We start from the raw sequence: 17,338 nt of genomic DNA on the forward strand, positions 1-17,338 counted from the left end.
TCATAAAATACGGTATTCTGATGTGACAAAACCTGAATCCTGGTCGTTAAAGTGTTTGTTTACACTCATATTTTAACTGTTAGGACTCAGGTTTTTTTATTTAAAGCAAACTATGGGACAGCAGTGGTCTTAAGGCTGCTATTTTAATGAATAAAATTGCTAATTTTTTCTAAATCTGTAAAACTAAAAAAGCTTAAATTTTGGTCATGACATTATGCACTGGTTAAAAACATGCCTTTCGCTGTTTTTATCATTTGCTATCCTCATCGTAGGATCGGCAGCAGTAGCTTCATCTGTACATAGTCCATGTTTAATGTCATCTCAAGATATGCAATCCATGCAAATGATGAATTCTGAAGATCATGAAAAAGCAAGTGCTATGCACATGGATTGTATGAAAGCTGAAGTACAGATTAAGAAGCAATTACATGATCCATCATGTATGTCTAAGCAAGATTGTATTATGTCATTTTCTAAAATTGCATATACATCTACAGCACTAGGTGTTTTGCAATCTATGGTTTCTTCCCCTGTGGAACAGTCTGCTTTTTCTCCATTAAATCAAAATTTCACCTCATCTGATCCTTCCAATTTATGGAAACCCCCACGCTCTAATTAATTTGATGACTAATCATCATTCATAGAGTTTTCTATGGATGTTCTGCACGTGCGCGTGTACATCATTTTAGAGCTAAAAATATGAACTTTAATAAAGAAAAGCTGTCCCTAAAATGGGGTGGATGGTCAATAACCGCAGTTTGCTTTCTCTTGAGTTATGGTCATGCTTATGCCGAACCACTAACTTTGGATACAGCCTTAAAACTTGCGGAGCAATATGCACCTACCCTTAGAGCAAATAGTGCTCGAATTGAAGGGGCTGAGAATGTAGTTTCAGCTTCTGGCATTTTACCCAACCCTAAATTATTTTTCGGTTTGGAGAATTATCCTATATCTGGTGATGCGTCATGGTCAGTCACACAAGATGGCATGACCATGCAGAAAATTGGTGTTATGCAAGATTTTCCAAACCGCGCCAAAAGACAAGCCGAGGTCGAGTTAGCAAAAGCTGAATTGGGTTCAGCTACTGCTCAAACTGAGATTCTACGTATTGAGTTACGTCAGAAAGTCGCATCTGCTTGGCTTAAACGCTTTTATCTTGAGCGTAAATTGGCGCTATATGATGAACTGTTTTCAGAAAATCGATTACTTTCTCAAATCACACAGACACAGGTCACATCCGGTCGGACAATTGTTGCTGATGCACTTGATCCAAAACAAGAAGCCACTGTATTACTTGACCGGAAGGATGATTTACTTCGTGATTTAAATAAAGCCAAACTAGAATTACATCGGTTGGTCAGTGTAGAGCAAACTGGAAATCCCTCTCAAATTGAAACCTTACCTGACCAAGCTCCATCCATTCATCTTGATACATCAAAGCTGTATCATAACTTGCATCAGCATCCTGAATTAAAAGCTTTTCAGGCTGAAAAGCTAACTGCTGAAGCAAAATTGAAACAAGCTCAGGCTTTACAAAAACCTGATTGGGGTATTGAGCTTGCATACCTGCATCGTGCCCCAGAGTTTGGCGATATGATCGGTGTACAACTGACAACTGAGCTTCCTGTATTTTCAAAAAAACGTAGTGGTCCCCTCATTCAGGCAGCCCTAGACGAGCAAAACAGGATTACTGCGGATCAAGAAGCCCAATACCGTGAACATCTCACGAAGTTAGATGACGGGCTATCCGATCTCGATGCGCTTGATCAGCAAATTAGACGTGCAATGCAAATAAGTATTCCACTCGCTAAACAAAAAGTGGGTTTACAGTTGGCAAGCTACCAAGCTGGTAAAAGCAATTTGTCTGATGTTATTACTGCCCGACAATCTCTTTTAGAACAACGTTTGCGTCTCATTGATCTCCAACAACAACAGGCTGTGACTAAAGCCCAACTTTATTTTGCCTTTGAAGAGCCGACCTTAAACCATGCTGAGGAGCAGCCATAATGTTAAGAAATAAATTGGCAATGACTGTCATGGGAGTTGCCACAATTAGTCTTGTCGTAGGTGGCGGTGCCGGATATTGGTTTGCTCATCAGGAAGAGGGTTCTCAATCGGCATCGGTAAGCCAGAAGCAGGATGCTAAAGTGCTTTATTGGTACGATCCAATGAAACCAGGACAGCATTTTGATAAGCCAGGCAAGTCTCCATTTATGGACATGCAACTGGTACCTAAATATGCAGACGAAAATACTACGATGACGGATGAAAGTCGTCCTACAGTCAAAATAGATCCAACTCTTCAACAAAATTTAGCCATCCGTTACGGCACTGTTGAACAGGCTGTAATTGGAAATGCCATGTTTACTAATGGCATATTACAAGCAAATGAACGGCAAACAGCTATTTTACAAACTAGAGCAAGTGGCTTTGTTCAGCGAGTGTATGGGCATGCTGTTGGAGATATGGTGACCGAAGGAAGCCCTATAGCTGATATTTCAATACCCGAATGGACTGGAGAGCAAACTGAATTTTTAGCTGTGCTCCGTACTGGAGATCGTTCCCTTATTCAAGCAAGCCGTCAACGTTTGCAGCTTTTAGGAATACCACAAAATGTGATTCATCAAGTTGAGCGAACTCGTCGAGTGCAATCTAATATAACTTTGCAAGCTCCCATTAGTGGATTTATTGATTCACTAGAAGTCCGCAATGGTATGGCTTTGGCTATGGGACAAACCTTGGCCACAATTAAAGGTATCAACCCGATTTGGCTAGAGGCAGCCGTTCCTGAAAAACAAATTGCTGGAATCAAACGAGGTATGAGTGTAGAAGCCAATTTTGCTGCTTTTTCTCAAAAAGTAACTGGCAAAGTTATCGACATTTTGCCTACCTTAGATACAACATCAAGAACTATTAAAGTTCGGATTGAATTACCAAATCCTAGTGGTCAACTTAAGCCAGGGATGTTTGCTTCTGTCAATATAATAAATAATCCCCAAAGCAGTTTGGTTGTACCAGAGCAAGCTGTTATACGGACAGGTACTCGGAATGTTGTCATTGTAGGGCGTGAGCAAGGGCGTTTTGAACCAGTTGTTGTACAGTTAGGGCAAAGTGATGGCAATAAAATTGCAGTCCTACAAGGGTTGAAAGCTGGTCAGAGAGTAGTGATTTCAGGACAATTTCTGATTGATTCTGAAGCAAATTTGCAAGGCGTATTGGATAAGCTCAACACTGGGCAACCAATTGCATCATCTCAAACGATTAAGAGGTCAACATATCAAGGTCTTGGTAAAGTTGAAAAAGTCACAAATCAAGATATTACCATTTCACACCAAGCTATTCCTGAGTTGGGCTGGGGTGCTATGACCATGAGCTTTAAACAGCCCGTACAACCATTTACCCGAATTCAGCAAGGTGACCAGGTCAACTTTAGTTTTACAAAAGTTGGAAATTCTTATGTCATTTCTGACATTTCAAAGATGTCTATGGCATCTTTGAAGAACTAACGGGAGAACTATTATGATCGCCCGTATTATTCGTTTTTCAATTTTGAATCGTGTATTTGTCTTATTGGCAGCTTTAATTCTGGCAGCTTGGGGTGTTTGGGCTGTAAAAAATACTCCGGTTGATGCTTTACCAGATTTATCTGATGTGCAAGTGATTGTCAGAACTAATTACCCAGGTCAGGCACCACAAATTGTTGAAAATCAGGTGACGTACCCTTTAACAACAACGATGTTATCAGTACCTGGTGTTAAAACTGTTCGTGGTTATTCTTTTTTTGGTGATTCATTTGTATATGTCATTTTTGATGAACATACCGATCTTTATTGGGCCCGTTCGCGTGTATTGGAATATCTAAATCAGATTCAGGGAAAAATGCCTGCAAATGCGAAATCTTCATTAGGGCCAGATGCCACAGGCGTTGGCTGGGTTTATGAATATGCGTTAGTTGATCCAACAGGACAACATGACCTTTCACAACTGAGAAGCATACAAGACTGGTTTTTAAAGTATGAACTAAAGACATTACCCAATGTGGCTGAAGTTGCCACGATTGGGGGAATGGTGAAGCAATATCAGGTTGTTTTAGATCCAAGTAAAATGGCCGCCTTAGGAATTACTCAAAACAATGTCATTGAAGCGATTCAAAAGGCTAATCAGGAAACTGGTGGTTCAGTCCTTGAAATGGCTGAAACTGAATATATGGTACGAGCTTCTGGTTATTTAAAGACATTAGATGATTTTCGCCAGATTCCACTACGAACAAATAGTTTGGGTGTTCCTGTTTCTTTAGGTGATGTTGCAACTATTCAACTCGGACCGGAAATGCGTCGTGGTATCACTGAGCTGAATGGACAAGGTGAAACTGTTGGCGGTGTTGTGATTTTACGGGCCGGTAAGAATGCACGTGAAACGATTACTGCTGTGAAAGCAAAACTGGCTGAATTGCAACAAAGTTTACCTAAAGGTGTGCAGGTGGTTCCCGTATATGATCGTAGTCAATTGATCGATCGGGCTATAGAGAATCTCAGCCATAAATTGATTGAAGAGTTCATTGTGGTGGCTTTAGTCTGCGGACTGTTTCTATGGCATTTACGTTCAGCAATGGTGGCTATTGTTTCTCTACCACTTGGGATTTTATCGGCTTTCCTGGTCATGTATTATCAGGGGTTAAATGCCAATATTATGTCTCTGGGTGGTATTGCCATTGCGATTGGGGCCATGGTCGATGCTGCGGTTGTGATGGTTGAAAATGCACACAAACATATAGAAGCTTGGCAGCATGAGCATCCTGATCAAATCTTAGCACCACAAGAACGTTGGGATATTATTGCTCGGTCAGCCAGTGAGGTTGGTCCTGCTTTATTTTTCTGCTTACTTATCATTACCTTATCTTTTATTCCTATTTTTACTTTACAGGCACAAGAAGGACGCTTGTTCTCGCCATTGGCGTTTACCAAAACCTATGCCATGGCAGCGGCAGCTGGTTTATCCATTACCCTGATTCCTGTTTTGATGGGTTATTGGATCCGCGGGAAATTACCCTCAGAACAGCGTAATCCATTGAACCGTTTCCTCATCAAAATATACCGACCTATGTTGGATCAGGTTTTAGCTCATCCAAAGACCACTTTATTTGGTGCGTTGCTAATTTTCCTTATTAGTCTTTTACCTTTAACTCGATTAGGTGGAGAATTTCTACCGAATATGGATGAAGGTGATTTACTGTATATGCCTTCAGCTTTACCAGGATTGTCCGCAGCTAAGGCCTCAGAACTGTTACAGCAAACAGATCGAATGATTAAAACGGTTCCAGAAGTTGCGACAGTATTTGGTAAAGCAGGGAGAGCTGAGTCAGCAACAGACCCTGCGCCTTTAGAAATGTTTGAAACCACGATTCAGTTCAAACCACGGTCTGAATGGCGCTCAGGTATGACACCTGACAAATTAGTAAAAGAACTGGATAAAGCAGTTCAAGTACCGGGTTTAACGAATATTTGGGTGCCACCTATTCGTAACCGGATTGATATGTTGGCAACTGGGGTGAAAAGTCCAATCGGGATTAAGATTTCAGCAAATGATCTGCAAGATATTGATCGGGTAGCACAGCAAATTGAACAAGTGGCTAAACAGGTGCCCGGAGTTAGCTCGGCTTTGGCTGAACGACTCACAGGTGGTCGATATGTTGATGTCGATATTAACCGTATGCAGGCTGCACGATATGGCCTCAATATCAACGATGTGCAGCAAATTGTATCATCTGCGATTGGCGGGGAAAATATTGGTGAAACTGTAGAGGGATTAGCAAGATATCCTATTAATGTACGTTATCCACGAGAGATTCGAGACTCATTGGAAGCTTTGAGAAATTTACCGATTGTAACTGAATCTGGACAACAAATTGTATTAAGTAGTGTTGCCAATATTCAAATTACAGATGGCCCTCCAATGCTGAAGAGCGAAAATTCCCGCCCTAGTGGTTGGGTTTATGTAGACGTACAAGGACGTGACTTAGCTTCGGTTGTGCAAGATTTGAAGCAGTCTATTGATCAAAAAGTAAAACGCTCCTCTGCCATGAGCATTAGCTATTCAGGGCAGTTTGAGTTTATGGAACGTGCTAATGCGCGTTTAAAAGTCATCATTCCAATTACATTGATGATTATTTTTCTACTGCTCTATTTGATTTTTAGACAAGTACAAGATGCAGTTCTGATTATGGCAACGCTACCTTTTGCTTTGATTGGTGGTATATGGGCCATGTATTTGAGCGGTTTTCACTTTTCAGTTGCGATTGCAGTTGGTTTTATCGCACTTGCAGGTGTTGCTGCTGAGTTTGGTGTAGTCATGTTGTTCTATTTGAAGCAAGCAGTTGAACATGCACAGCAAAACCTATCTTCTTCAACGACATCCTTAACGAAGCAACAACTCAATGATGCAATCCGAACAGGAGCTGTACTACGCGTTCGTCCTAAAGCCATGACGGTTGCCGTCATTTTGGCAGGCTTAATTCCTATACTTTTAGGGACTGGGACAGGTTCTGAATTGATGAGCCGTATTGCTTTACCTATGGTTGGGGGTATGATTTCAGCTCCTCTACTGTCAATGTTTGTTATCCCAGCTGCATATCAGCTTTTAATCAAAAGAAAACTATCAACACATTGATCGTTTTATTATTTCGTCTAAAGAGGTTTTATTATGTTGAAATTCATGAAAATTATTGCTCTTGTTACCACTATTGCTGCATTAAGCGCATGTAGTAAAAATGAAGCATCAGAGCAGAAGAAAGCAGACGCACCTATGGAGCAGATGAATAAGGAGTCTTCTACCGCTACAACGGCTCAAGCCGTTGGGGTGATTACTGCTATTGATACGAAAGAAAATATTTTAACACTCGACCATGAAGCAATTCCTGCGATTAATTGGCCAGCAATGAAGATGGGCTTTAAAGTTGCTGACCCATCCTTATTAAATGGTTTAACTGTAGGGGATAAAGTTGACTTTGAATTAAAAACAGAGAGTGAGAATCAGATTATTGTTGCTGTGAAAAAAAGCTCATAATTGGTTTGATACTTAAAAGACGAATGGATGCGAAGGCATCCATTTGTCTTTATAAAAGATTCTTGTTTTGATTAAAGTCTACTAATAAGCTGATATGTGAGGAATGAGAAGAAATATGCAAGTGCGAATAAATATGTCGCCATGATAACTGGTTGCTTCCAACTACCTGTTTCACGTCGAATAGTTGCTAGTGTCGCAAGACAATGGGGGGCAAAAATATACCAGACCAAGAGCGACATCCCTGTTGCTAGCCCCCATCCATCAGGTCCCGAAATTTGACTAAGCAATGTTTGAGTTACAGTATCTTCATCACCAGACATTGCATAAATCACACCTAAAGCTGCAATTACAACTTCACGTGCTGCCATAGCAGGAATTAACGCGATACAGATTTCCCATGTAAAGCCAATTGGGGCAAATATAGGATGAATAAAGTGTCCAAGTTGCCCAGCTAAACTATAGTTGATAGCAGGCATTGTTGCATGCTCAGGAGGTTGAGGGAATGTCACTAAAACCCAAAGCAGTATTGATAATGCTACGATAATGCCACCAACCCTTTTTAAAAAGATCGTAGCTCGATCATAAAGTCCTAATGCAACATTTCGAATATCTGGTAATCGGTAAGTAGGCAACTCAAAGATAAAAATACTTTCTGTTTTATCTTTTCTAACTAGTTTCAAAAATAAAGAAACACATAGTGCTGAAACAATGCCAGCCATATATAGTCCAAAAAGAACTAAACCTTGTAGACTCAACCAACCATAAACTAATTTGTTTGGAATGAATGCCGCAATAAGTAAAGCATAAACAGGTAATCTTGCAGAACAAGTCATTAATGGTGCAATCATAATAGTTGCTAGACGATCTCTTTCCGAACTAATGCTTCGTGTTGCCATGACACCTGGAATTGCACAGGCAAAACTAGATAATAATGGAATAAAGGAACGTCCACTTAAACCGGCTTTAGACATCAACTTATCTAGAAGAAATGCTGCCCGTGGTAAATAACCTGATTCTTCTAAAATTAAAATAAAGAAGAATAGAATAAGGATTTGCGGCATATAAGCCAAAACACTACCTGATCCAGCGATCACGCCATCAACAATAAGACTTCTAAGTAAGGGATGAGTAATGAGCGGCCCAATTGTATCGCCTAACCATGTAATTGAATTCTCAATTAATGAGATAAAAGGTTGTGCCCAGATAAATACAGCTTGGAACATGACAAACATGGTAAACGTTAGGATGACTAAACCAAGTACAGGGTGTAAGAAAATTTTATCCAAGAAGGCTGTTCTTGCATCACCGTTATCATTTTTTAAAATTACTTGTTTAGTAATATTTTTAATCTGATCAAAATGATTCAGATCAGAATGATAAGGAGTTACAAATAGATTTTTTTTATCTAATTGATTTAATAGATCCTGCACGCCTTTAGTTTTAACAGCAACAGCCTCAATAACTGGGATACCCAATAATTCTGATAGCTTATTAATATCTATCGAAATACCACGTTTTTTGACTTCATCCATCATATTTAAAACAAGAAGCATTGGTCGATTCAATGCCCTTATTTCAAGTACAAGGCTTAAATGTAAATGTAAATTTGTGGCATCAACCACACATACATATATATCAGGTAAAACCTCACCCTCCAGCTCACCTAAGCATACAGCTCTTGTTACCTCTTCATCTAGACTCGTAGGTTTCAAACTATATGTGCCAGGCAAGTCTAAAACTCTAACTGATTCACCAGATGGTAGTTTAAAGAAACCTTCTTTCCGCTCAACAGTAACACCCGCATAATTAGCTACTTTTTGACGAGTACCTGTTAAAGTATTAAAGAGAGATGTTTTTCCACAATTTGGGTTACCAATAAGTGCAATATTTTTACTGTTCATTTGAAACAATCTCTACAAAAATTCGTTCAGCTTCATTCTTTCTTAACGCAAATCGAGAAGTTTCAATTTGAACCAATACTGGATCACCACCGAAAAGCCCCTTAGCTAGAACTTGTAAAGTTTCACCAATTCTGAAACCTAATAATTCCAGTCGTTCGAGAACTGGATCATTTGTATCTGAATATTGGCTACCTTTTTTTAGGTCAACAATTTTGACAAATTGATTTGGTTTACCTTGGAATAAATTCATTTTTACGACCCTTATTTCAATGCCAAAATTTTTCGAGCACCGTTAAGTACGAAAAGTGAAACAATTATTCCTATAACAAGATCTGGATATGCGGAACCTGTCAACGCAACAAGGAAGCCAGCAAAAATTACACCTAGATTGACTATGATATCATTGGATAAAAAGACCCAACTAGCCTTCATGTGTGCACCATCATTTTTTTGATGAGACATTAGGTATATACAATAAAAATTGGCAATTAGCGCTAAAGCAGCAATTCCAATCATCAAGAAAGACTCTGGCTCACTACCATAAATGAACCGACGCACAACATCTACAATTACAGAAGTAGCGAGAATTAACTGTAACCAGCCTGAAAGATGCGCTGCTTTTAATTGTTTTTTTACACTTTTACCAACAACAAACAGTGCTATTCCAAACACTGTGGCATCAGCAAGCATATCCAATGAGTCGGCAATCAAGCCTGTAGAAGCAGCAACTAAACCACTGATAAATTCGATCATGAACAGTAAGAGATTAATTGCTAAAAGAATTTTTAAAACTTTTGCTTGTTCAGATGTATCTGCTTTTTCCGGAATTTCACCGACAGATGTAACAGTACTTTCTAGTTTGGCACCAAAACCAAGGGCCTCAAGTTTGCTAGTAATTTCATTAAGACCATCATTATGAAAAACTTTTAATTTCCTATTAGGTAAATCAAATGTCAGACCTTTGACTTCATTCACTGAAGATAGTGCCATTCGAACCATTTGCTCCTCAGCAGAGCAATCCATTTTCGGAATGGTATAGGTACTTGTTTGCTTAGCCTGTTGATTGCTTATATAAGTTTCAGTCTTCACAAGCTTTGCACCAAAACCCAAAGCTTCAAGTTTGGTAGTTATATTTTCATCTTTTTGATTATGTAGAACCTTTAAAGACCGGTTAGGTAAATCAAAGATGAGTTTTTGAACACCATCAATTGAAGATAGCGCCATACGAACCATCTGTTCTTCCGCAGAACAATCCATTTTGGGAACTAAGTATTCACTCATGTAGTGCGAATTTTTTAAAACGTCTTCAGTGCTTAAATTTTCTTTGGGATCAGAACCACAACAGGATTGAGCGGTATCTTCACAACTGTTTGAAGTGTTACAGCAAGGAGATGAAGATTTTTCTTCTTCCTCTTCACCACAACAGCTAGGCGTATTATCACAATTCTTTGAATTGCTTGCTTCTGCAATTGATGGATGATTTTCTTGTTGAGATTTCTTATCTTCGCATGGTGTTTCTTTACTACATCCACAGCCACTCATAGTTATACCCATTAAAAAAATTTATAAACTTTGAATATTAGAATCCCTATAGTTACTATAGAGTCAAGATTTTTTGGAAATATCAGCTCAATGCATTTAAAAATTGGTGAACTCTCTAAAAAAACCTCATGCCCAGTCTTAACGCTTAGGTTTTATGAAAAGGAAGGTTTAATTCCGGAACCGGAAAGAACGGAAGGAAATTACCGCCTTTACGATATAGGCTATGTTGAGCGAATTAAGTTTATTTTGAATTGCCGAACTTTAAATATGAGTTTGAATGAAATTCGTCAATTACTCACCTATAAAGATAATCCCAAGAAAAATTGTTCAGATGTGAATGAATTAATTGACTTACATGTCAGTGCTATCAGAGAAAATATAATCAAGCAACAAAAGCTTATTGAACAATTATCTGATTTAAGAGGTACTTGTGATGGCTTATGTACAATTGACCAATGTGGAGTTCTAAAAAATCTAGCTTGATTATCTAGACCTATGCTTTTTTCAAAAATTCTGTATATCTTTACTTAAGGCTGCAAAAAGTTTAAGGTTACTCAAATTCTGTGATCAGATCTTTGATAGATCTGGACAGCTTCTTATTGGTGTTTTAAATACAGATTTGTGTATGAAGAGAAAAACATTTCTAATCCAGATATTGGTACTCTTATTCACATTCCAGAATATTTGGAGTGTGGCAGAGGCTGCGTGTCTGCATGAAATGCTAAACATACCCAATTCAATACTCTCTAATCCAATCGATTTAGACGAAAAGAGTGATAGTCCTAGTCAAGCACTTTATTCCTTAGAAAACTATAAAGAAATTTATGACTATTGTCAGAAGATTTGTTTTAACGAAAAGTGCTGTCATTTCTCAAATACAATCGTGATTCAGATTGACCCACCCGATGATTTGAAGCTTAAAACTCATTTTGAGACAGTCCTTACACCATCTTATTTGGGAAGAACTTTTTATAAATCCCCTTATCTGAATCAATTAACCCCCCTCCTGATTTGCCCCTACTATTGGTGGGGTAGTCTTATAAAAGCCCACCACTCCTAATCTCATTATGTGTGGGGCATTTCATGTCAAAAAACAAATTATATCAGGATACTTCTATCCTGAATTTATCCTGGTCAGCATTCCGTACAGGTGTCTTGCTATCAGCAATGATCAGCTTGAGTACTTCTGTAGTCGCCAGTCCTCAAGATTTAACGCTGCGACAAGCCATTGATCAGGTCAACCAGTATCAAGCGTCCCAAAATTTCTGGGAAACGCAAAACAGCATTAATGCCACGAATCTTCAGCAAAGTAAGCTGTTTAAAAATCCTGAACTGTCAGTTGAACAAACGGGATTTGGTTCAAATAATGAAAAAGAGCTTACCATTGGCATATCACAACCCTTGGATATTTTTGGTGAGCGAAAAGCAAACCAAAAATTAGCCAGTCTCTCTACAGATAAAACAGCACTGAAGCAGAAGATTTATCAAGCGCAAATTGAGCTTGCAGTGAAATATGTATGGTCACAACTGGCCATTGCCGAACTTGAAAGAAACATTGTCAATGAACAACTTCGGGTGAGCGAAGAAAACCTTAAAGCGATCGAGAAGCGCTTTACTGCGGGCGGTATCGCGCAAGTAGATGTGAATCGCGCACGTTTAAGTCATGCTGAAAATATCCGTCTTTTTAGACAGGCCGACTTACAAGTCCAAGTGGCCACCCAACAATTATCAAATTTATGGGGAACCTCTGATAAGTCATTGCAGGTAAACCTCTCTTCACAAAAGCTCTGGCCAAAATCGACTCATCAGCAGGTTCAAGAATATTTAGCGGAAAACTACGTTGAGAAATATCGAGCTTTACTGGTATTAGAGTCTCAAGCAACGGTTGATCAACTAAGGGCAAAGGCACGTCCTAACCCCACTTTAAACCTAGGTGTCAACCGCACCCAATCCTTGGAAAACTCCACACAAAATCAATTAGTAGTCGGAGTCAGTGTACCGCTTAATATTTTCGATCGTCAGCAAAATGGCATAAAAATCGCGCAAGAAAAAATGAACTTATTAGAGCGTCAGAAAGAGTTTTATCTAAAGCAAAATGCGCTGCAAATAGGCACAATTTTAACCGAGTTGCAGGGTTTAGAGCTGCAATTCAAAGTCGTTGACGAGACTCAAATTCCTTTGGCGACTCAAGTTCAAAGTAAGACGCTACAAGGTTTCTTGGCAGGCAAGTTTGCTTTAACCGATGTTCAGCAAGCCACGCTTCAATTACAAGACATCCGTCTGCGTAAAGTCCAGTTGTTACGGGATGGCTGGCAAAAGGCCATTGAAGCAGAAAGTTTGAGCTTAGGCATTAGCCCAAGTGAAGTCATGTCGAAAGATGCTATTGCACAAATCAATCAAAACTTATGGCAAGACATACAGGCCATGCCTGTCATTGGTGGGGGAAATTAACATGTTCGATCTTAAAAACAGCTTAAAAAAACAGAGCGGAAAAATCTCTCAACCTCTACTGATTGGTTTGGTTATCGGCGCTACCGTACTCCTCAGTATTTTTTTGATCTTAACTGGTAAGAATAAATCGGAAACATCAGATGAACATGCAGAGGAAGAAAGCGGAGAAGAACATGGCGGTGAAACTGAAGAGCATGCCGAAGGCGTGAGCCTGACCGCCAAGCAACTGGTTGAACAGGGCATACAATTATCAGCGGTCGATCAAGGTCCGGTGGTTAAATTAAGTTCTTATCCTGCCAAACTCAATGTGAATACGGATCAGCAAGCGCATGTCTCACCGAGTTTTAGCGGTCATGTAGAAAATGTCTATGTAGAACTCGGCCAAAAAGTTCAGAAAGGGCAGCCTTTGGCTACATTGCTTGTTCCTGATCTAGTTGATCAGCAGGCCAATCTTAAAATTGAACAAACCAATCTGGAACTGGCGAAACAAGACTTTGAGCGTGAGCGTCAATTGTGGTCACAGGGTATCTCAGCAAAACAGGACTATCAACGGGCTTATAACAGTTATAAACGGGCACAAATTCAGGTTCAAGCGGCCCAATCACGTTTAAGTGCATTTGGTGCAGTGAATGCCAGTAATGGCCGCTATATTTTGAAAGCCCCCATTTCCGGCGTGATTAGTAAAAAGGATTTGGTGCAAGGAGAAAATGTTCAGTTAGCAAGTCAACTCTTTACGATAGACAGGTTAGATCAGCTCTGGCTTGAGTTTATTGTTCCAAATTCTGAAATTGTGGGCTTAGCCCCGAATCAAAAGATCGAATTTAAATCCTTGCAAACAGAAAAGGTTTATCAAGCTGTTATTCAGGCTTTAAATACTGAAGCGGATATTCAAACAGGTCGTCTTCAGGTGCGAGCAAAAGTTGAATCGAATGCAACCGAATTACGTCCAAACTTGATGGTGAACGTACAGTTGCAACAACGCAGTGAAAGTACCGCATTACGGGTACTTAAGTCCGCAGTTCAGAATGTCGATGGAAAAGATGTGGTTTTTGTCGCCACTCAGCATGGACAAAAAGTTGAATTCAGTCCGCAACCTGTGAAATTAGGGCAATCATCTGGGGAGAGCCAATGGATTGAAGTGGTGAGTGGGCTTAGTCAGGGACAAAAATATGCCGCTCAAGGCAGTTTTTTACTGAAATCCGAGCTGGAAAAAGGAGAGGCTTCAGATGACTGAAACTCCTCAAATTCCAGACCACGAATCGGTAAAACCTGAAGGACTGTTTGATCGACTGATCCAGTTTTCTATCCATAACGCAATCTGGGTCATGCTGTTTATTGCGGCTTGGATTGCTATTGGTATTTATAGTTATCAAAAGTTACCGATTGATGCTGTACCAGATATTACCAACACTCAGGTGCAGATTAACACTTCAGCCAATGGTTTTACGGCTTTAGAAATGGAACAGCGGATTACCTATCCAATCGAGAATGCCATGTCAGGCATGCCGAAAATGGAACAAACCCGTTCTATTTCACGCTACGGCTTATCGCAAGTGACCATCATTTTTGAAGATGGCACGGATATTTACTGGGCCAGACAGCTTATCAACCAGCGCTTGCAAGAAGCAATGGGAGAAATGCCTGAAGATGTGCAACCTAACATGTCACCTATTTCGACAGGTTTAGGTGAAATCTATCAATGGGTGATTAAAGCCGAACCAAATGCTAAAAAACCGGATGGAACCGCTTATTCTGCGATGGATTTACGTGAAATTCAGGATTGGATTGTAAGGCCGCAATTACAGCGTGTAAAAGGCGTTGCGGAGATCAACAGTATCGGTGGCTTTAATAAAACCTATGTGGTTGCCCCTGATCTGAACCGATTACAACAATTGCAAATTCCTTTGACTGATTTACAAACCGCCTTAACAGAAAATAATGAAAACCGTGGTGCTGGCTATATTGAGAAAAATGGACAACAGCTAACGGTTCGTGTTCCTGGCACTTTAAACACGATTGAAGATATCCAGAACATCAGTATTGCCAATAAAAACGGCTATCCGATTCGGGTGGCAGATGTCGCCAATGTCTCAATTGGTCATGACTTGAGAACAGGGGCTGCAACCTATAATGGTGAAGAAACTGTATTGGGTATTGCCATGATGATGATGGGAGAAAATAGCCGTACCGTTGCTCAAGCCATTGATGAAAAGGTGCAATCGATCCAGCAATCGCTACCTAAAGGTGTGGTGATTGAGACTGTGTATGACCGTACGCATTTGGTTGATCGGGCGATCAAAACCGTTCAGAAAAATTTGATTGAGGGTGCAATCCTCGTCATTGTTATTTTATTTCTCTTTCTAGGTAATTTCCGTGCTGCGCTGATCACGGCTTGCGTTATTCCACTCTCAATGTTGTTTACCTTGACGGGAATGGCAGAGCAGAAGATTAGTGCAAATCTGATGAGTTTAGGGGCACTGGACTTCGGTATTATTATTGATGGTGCAGTGGTTATTGTAGAAAACTGTATCCGTCGGCTAGCAGAAGCTCAGAAGCTGAAAGGTGGTTTACTTAGCCGTTCTGAAAGATTTAAAGAAGTCTTCTTGGCTGCAAAACAGGCGCGTCGTCCTCTGATTTTTGGACAGTTAATTATTTTGGTGGTTTATCTACCTATCTTTACCCTGACGGGTGTAGAAGCCAAACTTTTCCATCCTATGGCAATGACTGTTGTACTGGCTTTAATTGGGGCCATGATTTTATCTGTCACTTTTGTGCCAGCCGCAGTTGCCCTATTTGTCACTGGAGAAGTCAAGGAAACCGAAAGTCGCTGGATGCATTGGCTTAAAACCAAATATGAACTGCTTTTAGATAAAGCCTATGAGCTTCGTTTATTTGTGACTATTGTGGCTGCCTGTATTTTAGTGCTTACGGGTGTGCTAGCCACTCAAACAGGTAGCGAGTTTGCACCTCAACTGGGTGAAGGTGATTTTGCTGTTAAGCAAATGCGTTCCCCAAGTACAGGGTTAGAACAGTCACTGAGAATGCAGGAAAATACTGAGAAGTTACTGTTGAAAGAATTTCCTGAAATTAAAGCGATCTTTGCCCGTACCGGTACAGCAGAAGTGGCCACAGATGTGATGCCACCCAACATTTCAGATGGCGTTGTACTGTTAAAACCTCATGATGAATGGCCTGATCCAAAACAAACGATTGATGAGCTTCGCCAAAGAATGATTACTTTCTTAGCGACATTGCCGGGAAATAACAGTGAGTTCTCGCAACCCATTGAACTGCGCTTTAACGAGTTAATTTCAGGGGTGCGAAGTGATGTGGGTGTCAAATTATTTGGTGATGACATGGAGATTCTAAATCGCGAAGCGAATAAAATTTCTCAAAAAATTAACTCAATTTCAGGCGCGACAGCCGTTAATGTAGAACAGACCAGTGGCTTACCCTTGTTGAATGTAGAAGTTGATAAGTCCAGAGCCGCACAATACGGCTTGTCGGTAAGAGCAATTCAGGATCTGGTAGCTACAAGTGTCGGTGGCCAGAATGTTGGAACAATTTTACAGGGAGACAAGCGTTTTGATTTTGTCATCCGTCTAGATGAATCCCAGCGTAGTCCTGAACAGTTAGCGGTACTTCCTATTCAATTGCCGAATGGTGGTTTAGTCCAACTGCAAGATGTGGCACGCGTTGAAAATATCCTGGGTATTAATCAGGTCAGCCGTGAAAATGGTAAACGTCGAGTGGTTATTACTGCAAATGTAGAAGGACGTGATTTAGGCTCATTCGTAACAGAGCTTCAGAGCACGTTATCCAAACAGGAATTACCAAGCGGTTATTGGATAGATTATGGCGGTCAATTTCAAAATCTGATGTCTGCAAAAGCGCGTATGCAATTGGTGGTTCCGCTCGCATTGTTGACGATCTTTATTTTATTGATGGCTGTATTCCATAATATCAAAGAAAGCTTACTGGTCTTTAGTGGTGTACCGTTTGCCTTATGTGGAGGCTTAATCGCGTTGTGGTTGCGTGACATTCCATTATCCATGTCAGCAGGGGTTGGCTTCATTGCACTATCGGGGGTGGCTGTACTGAATGGCTTAGTCATGCTTACCTTTATCAAAGAGTTGCGACAACAATATGACCTTTATTATGCAACGTGGCAGGGTGCAATTTTGCGTCTTAGACCTGTGCTGATGACAGCTTGTGTGGCGTCCCTTGGGTTTGTCCCGATGGCTTTGGCAACCGGAACTGGGGCAGAAGTACAGAGACCTTTAGCAACAGTGGTTATTGGAGGAATTATCTCCTCTACCCTGCTTACATTGGTTTTATTGCCCGTACTGTACCGCTGGATGAATGAAAAGAAAGCTTCTTAA

At 40.3% G+C, this 17,338-nt stretch carries 12 protein-coding genes and 1 pseudogene; 10 read left to right on the plus strand and 3 right to left on the minus strand.

Features of this window, described 5'->3' with window-relative positions:
* The first annotated feature begins 214 nt into the window (after window positions 1-214).
* From QTA56_RS17260 to QTA56_RS17280, 5 genes are all read left to right on the plus strand, one after another.
* Entirely contained in the window at window positions 215-619 is a 405-nt protein-coding gene (locus QTA56_RS17260; protein WP_006581738.1) for a hypothetical protein, read from the plus strand.
* 80 nt (window positions 620-699) lie between these two features.
* Complete coding sequence (locus QTA56_RS17265) at window positions 700-2,007, plus strand: TolC family protein (protein WP_115736697.1); 1,308 nt, start codon at window positions 700-702, stop codon at window positions 2,005-2,007.
* The gene (locus QTA56_RS17270; RefSeq protein WP_058971418.1) at window positions 2,007-3,506 is read left to right on the plus strand and encodes an efflux RND transporter periplasmic adaptor subunit; all 1,500 of its coding nucleotides are present in this window, start codon (window positions 2,007-2,009) and stop codon (window positions 3,504-3,506) included. Before QTA56_RS17265 ends, QTA56_RS17270 begins: the two co-directional genes overlap by 1 nt.
* A gap of 13 nt (window positions 3,507-3,519) precedes the next feature.
* Entirely contained in the window at window positions 3,520-6,666 is a 3,147-nt protein-coding gene (locus QTA56_RS17275) for an efflux RND transporter permease subunit (RefSeq protein WP_267982211.1), read from the plus strand.
* Between the two features lie 33 nt (window positions 6,667-6,699).
* The gene (locus QTA56_RS17280) at window positions 6,700-7,062 is read left to right on the plus strand and encodes a copper-binding protein (protein WP_000911301.1); all 363 of its coding nucleotides are present in this window, start codon (window positions 6,700-6,702) and stop codon (window positions 7,060-7,062) included.
* Window positions 7,063-7,133: 71 nt separating this feature from the next.
* Here the strand turns inward: QTA56_RS17280 and feoB are convergent, their stop codons facing one another.
* The 3 genes from feoB to QTA56_RS17295 are packed head-to-tail and all read right to left on the minus strand — an operon-like array spanning window position 7,134 to window position 10,505.
* Window positions 7,134-8,963, minus strand: coding sequence for a ferrous iron transporter B (gene feoB, locus QTA56_RS17285; RefSeq protein WP_057061772.1), 1,830 nt, complete (start codon window positions 8,961-8,963; stop codon window positions 7,134-7,136).
* Entirely contained in the window at window positions 8,953-9,213 is a 261-nt protein-coding gene (locus QTA56_RS17290; RefSeq protein WP_017385097.1) for a FeoA family protein, read from the minus strand. The genes feoB and QTA56_RS17290 overlap by 11 nt, the downstream gene beginning before the upstream one ends.
* Before the next feature lie 11 nt (window positions 9,214-9,224).
* A complete protein-coding gene (locus QTA56_RS17295; protein WP_057061773.1) occupies window positions 9,225-10,505 on the minus strand; it encodes a cation efflux transmembrane domain-containing protein in 1,281 nt (426 codons plus the stop codon).
* A 90-nt stretch (window positions 10,506-10,595) separates the two neighbouring features.
* On the opposite strand from QTA56_RS17295, the gene cadR reads away from it, so the two are divergent.
* From cadR to QTA56_RS17320, 5 genes and pseudogenes are all read left to right on the plus strand, one after another.
* On the plus strand, window positions 10,596-10,988 hold the full coding sequence (gene cadR / locus QTA56_RS17300; protein ID WP_057061774.1) for a Cd(II)/Pb(II)-responsive transcriptional regulator: 393 nt from the start codon (window positions 10,596-10,598) through the stop codon (window positions 10,986-10,988).
* Between the two features lie 142 nt (window positions 10,989-11,130).
* Window positions 11,131-11,540: pseudogene (locus QTA56_RS17305) on the plus strand (hypothetical protein).
* Window positions 11,541-11,588: 48 nt separating this feature from the next.
* Entirely contained in the window at window positions 11,589-12,956 is a 1,368-nt protein-coding gene (locus QTA56_RS17310) for a TolC family protein (RefSeq protein ID WP_004677225.1), read from the plus strand.
* Window position 12,957: 1 nt separating this feature from the next.
* Window positions 12,958-14,190 (plus strand): efflux RND transporter periplasmic adaptor subunit, encoded by a 1,233-nt coding sequence (locus QTA56_RS17315; protein ID WP_267982212.1) that lies wholly within the window; start codon window positions 12,958-12,960, stop codon window positions 14,188-14,190.
* Window positions 14,183-17,338, plus strand: coding sequence for an efflux RND transporter permease subunit (locus QTA56_RS17320; RefSeq protein ID WP_267982213.1), 3,156 nt, complete (start codon window positions 14,183-14,185; stop codon window positions 17,336-17,338). The genes QTA56_RS17315 and QTA56_RS17320 overlap by 8 nt, the downstream gene beginning before the upstream one ends.

This window comes from Acinetobacter thutiue, from assembly GCF_030385805.1.
Taxonomy (GTDB): domain Bacteria; phylum Pseudomonadota; class Gammaproteobacteria; order Pseudomonadales; family Moraxellaceae; genus Acinetobacter; species Acinetobacter corruptisaponis.

Excerpts from the sequence above, each read along its gene's own strand:
- QTA56_RS17295 (WP_057061773.1), bottom strand. The coding sequence starts at position 10,505 with ATGAGTGGCTGTGGATGTAGTAAAGAAACACCATGCGAAGATAAGAAA.
- QTA56_RS17260 (WP_006581738.1), top strand. The coding sequence starts at position 215 with ATGCACTGGTTAAAAACATGCCTTTCGCTGTTTTTATCATTTGCTATC.
- QTA56_RS17315 (WP_267982212.1), top strand. The coding sequence starts at position 12,958 with ATGTTCGATCTTAAAAACAGCTTAAAAAAACAGAGCGGAAAAATCTCT.
- QTA56_RS17280 (WP_000911301.1), top strand. The coding sequence starts at position 6,700 with ATGTTGAAATTCATGAAAATTATTGCTCTTGTTACCACTATTGCTGCA.
- QTA56_RS17310 (WP_004677225.1), top strand. The coding sequence starts at position 11,589 with ATGTCAAAAAACAAATTATATCAGGATACTTCTATCCTGAATTTATCC.
- feoB (WP_057061772.1), bottom strand. The coding sequence starts at position 8,963 with ATGAACAGTAAAAATATTGCACTTATTGGTAACCCAAATTGTGGAAAA.
- QTA56_RS17320 (WP_267982213.1), top strand. The coding sequence starts at position 14,183 with ATGACTGAAACTCCTCAAATTCCAGACCACGAATCGGTAAAACCTGAA.
- QTA56_RS17270 (WP_058971418.1), top strand. The coding sequence starts at position 2,007 with ATGTTAAGAAATAAATTGGCAATGACTGTCATGGGAGTTGCCACAATT.
- QTA56_RS17265 (WP_115736697.1), top strand. The coding sequence starts at position 700 with ATGAACTTTAATAAAGAAAAGCTGTCCCTAAAATGGGGTGGATGGTCA.
- QTA56_RS17275 (WP_267982211.1), top strand. The coding sequence starts at position 3,520 with ATGATCGCCCGTATTATTCGTTTTTCAATTTTGAATCGTGTATTTGTC.
- cadR (WP_057061774.1), top strand. The coding sequence starts at position 10,596 with ATGCATTTAAAAATTGGTGAACTCTCTAAAAAAACCTCATGCCCAGTC.
- QTA56_RS17290 (WP_017385097.1), bottom strand. The coding sequence starts at position 9,213 with ATGAATTTATTCCAAGGTAAACCAAATCAATTTGTCAAAATTGTTGAC.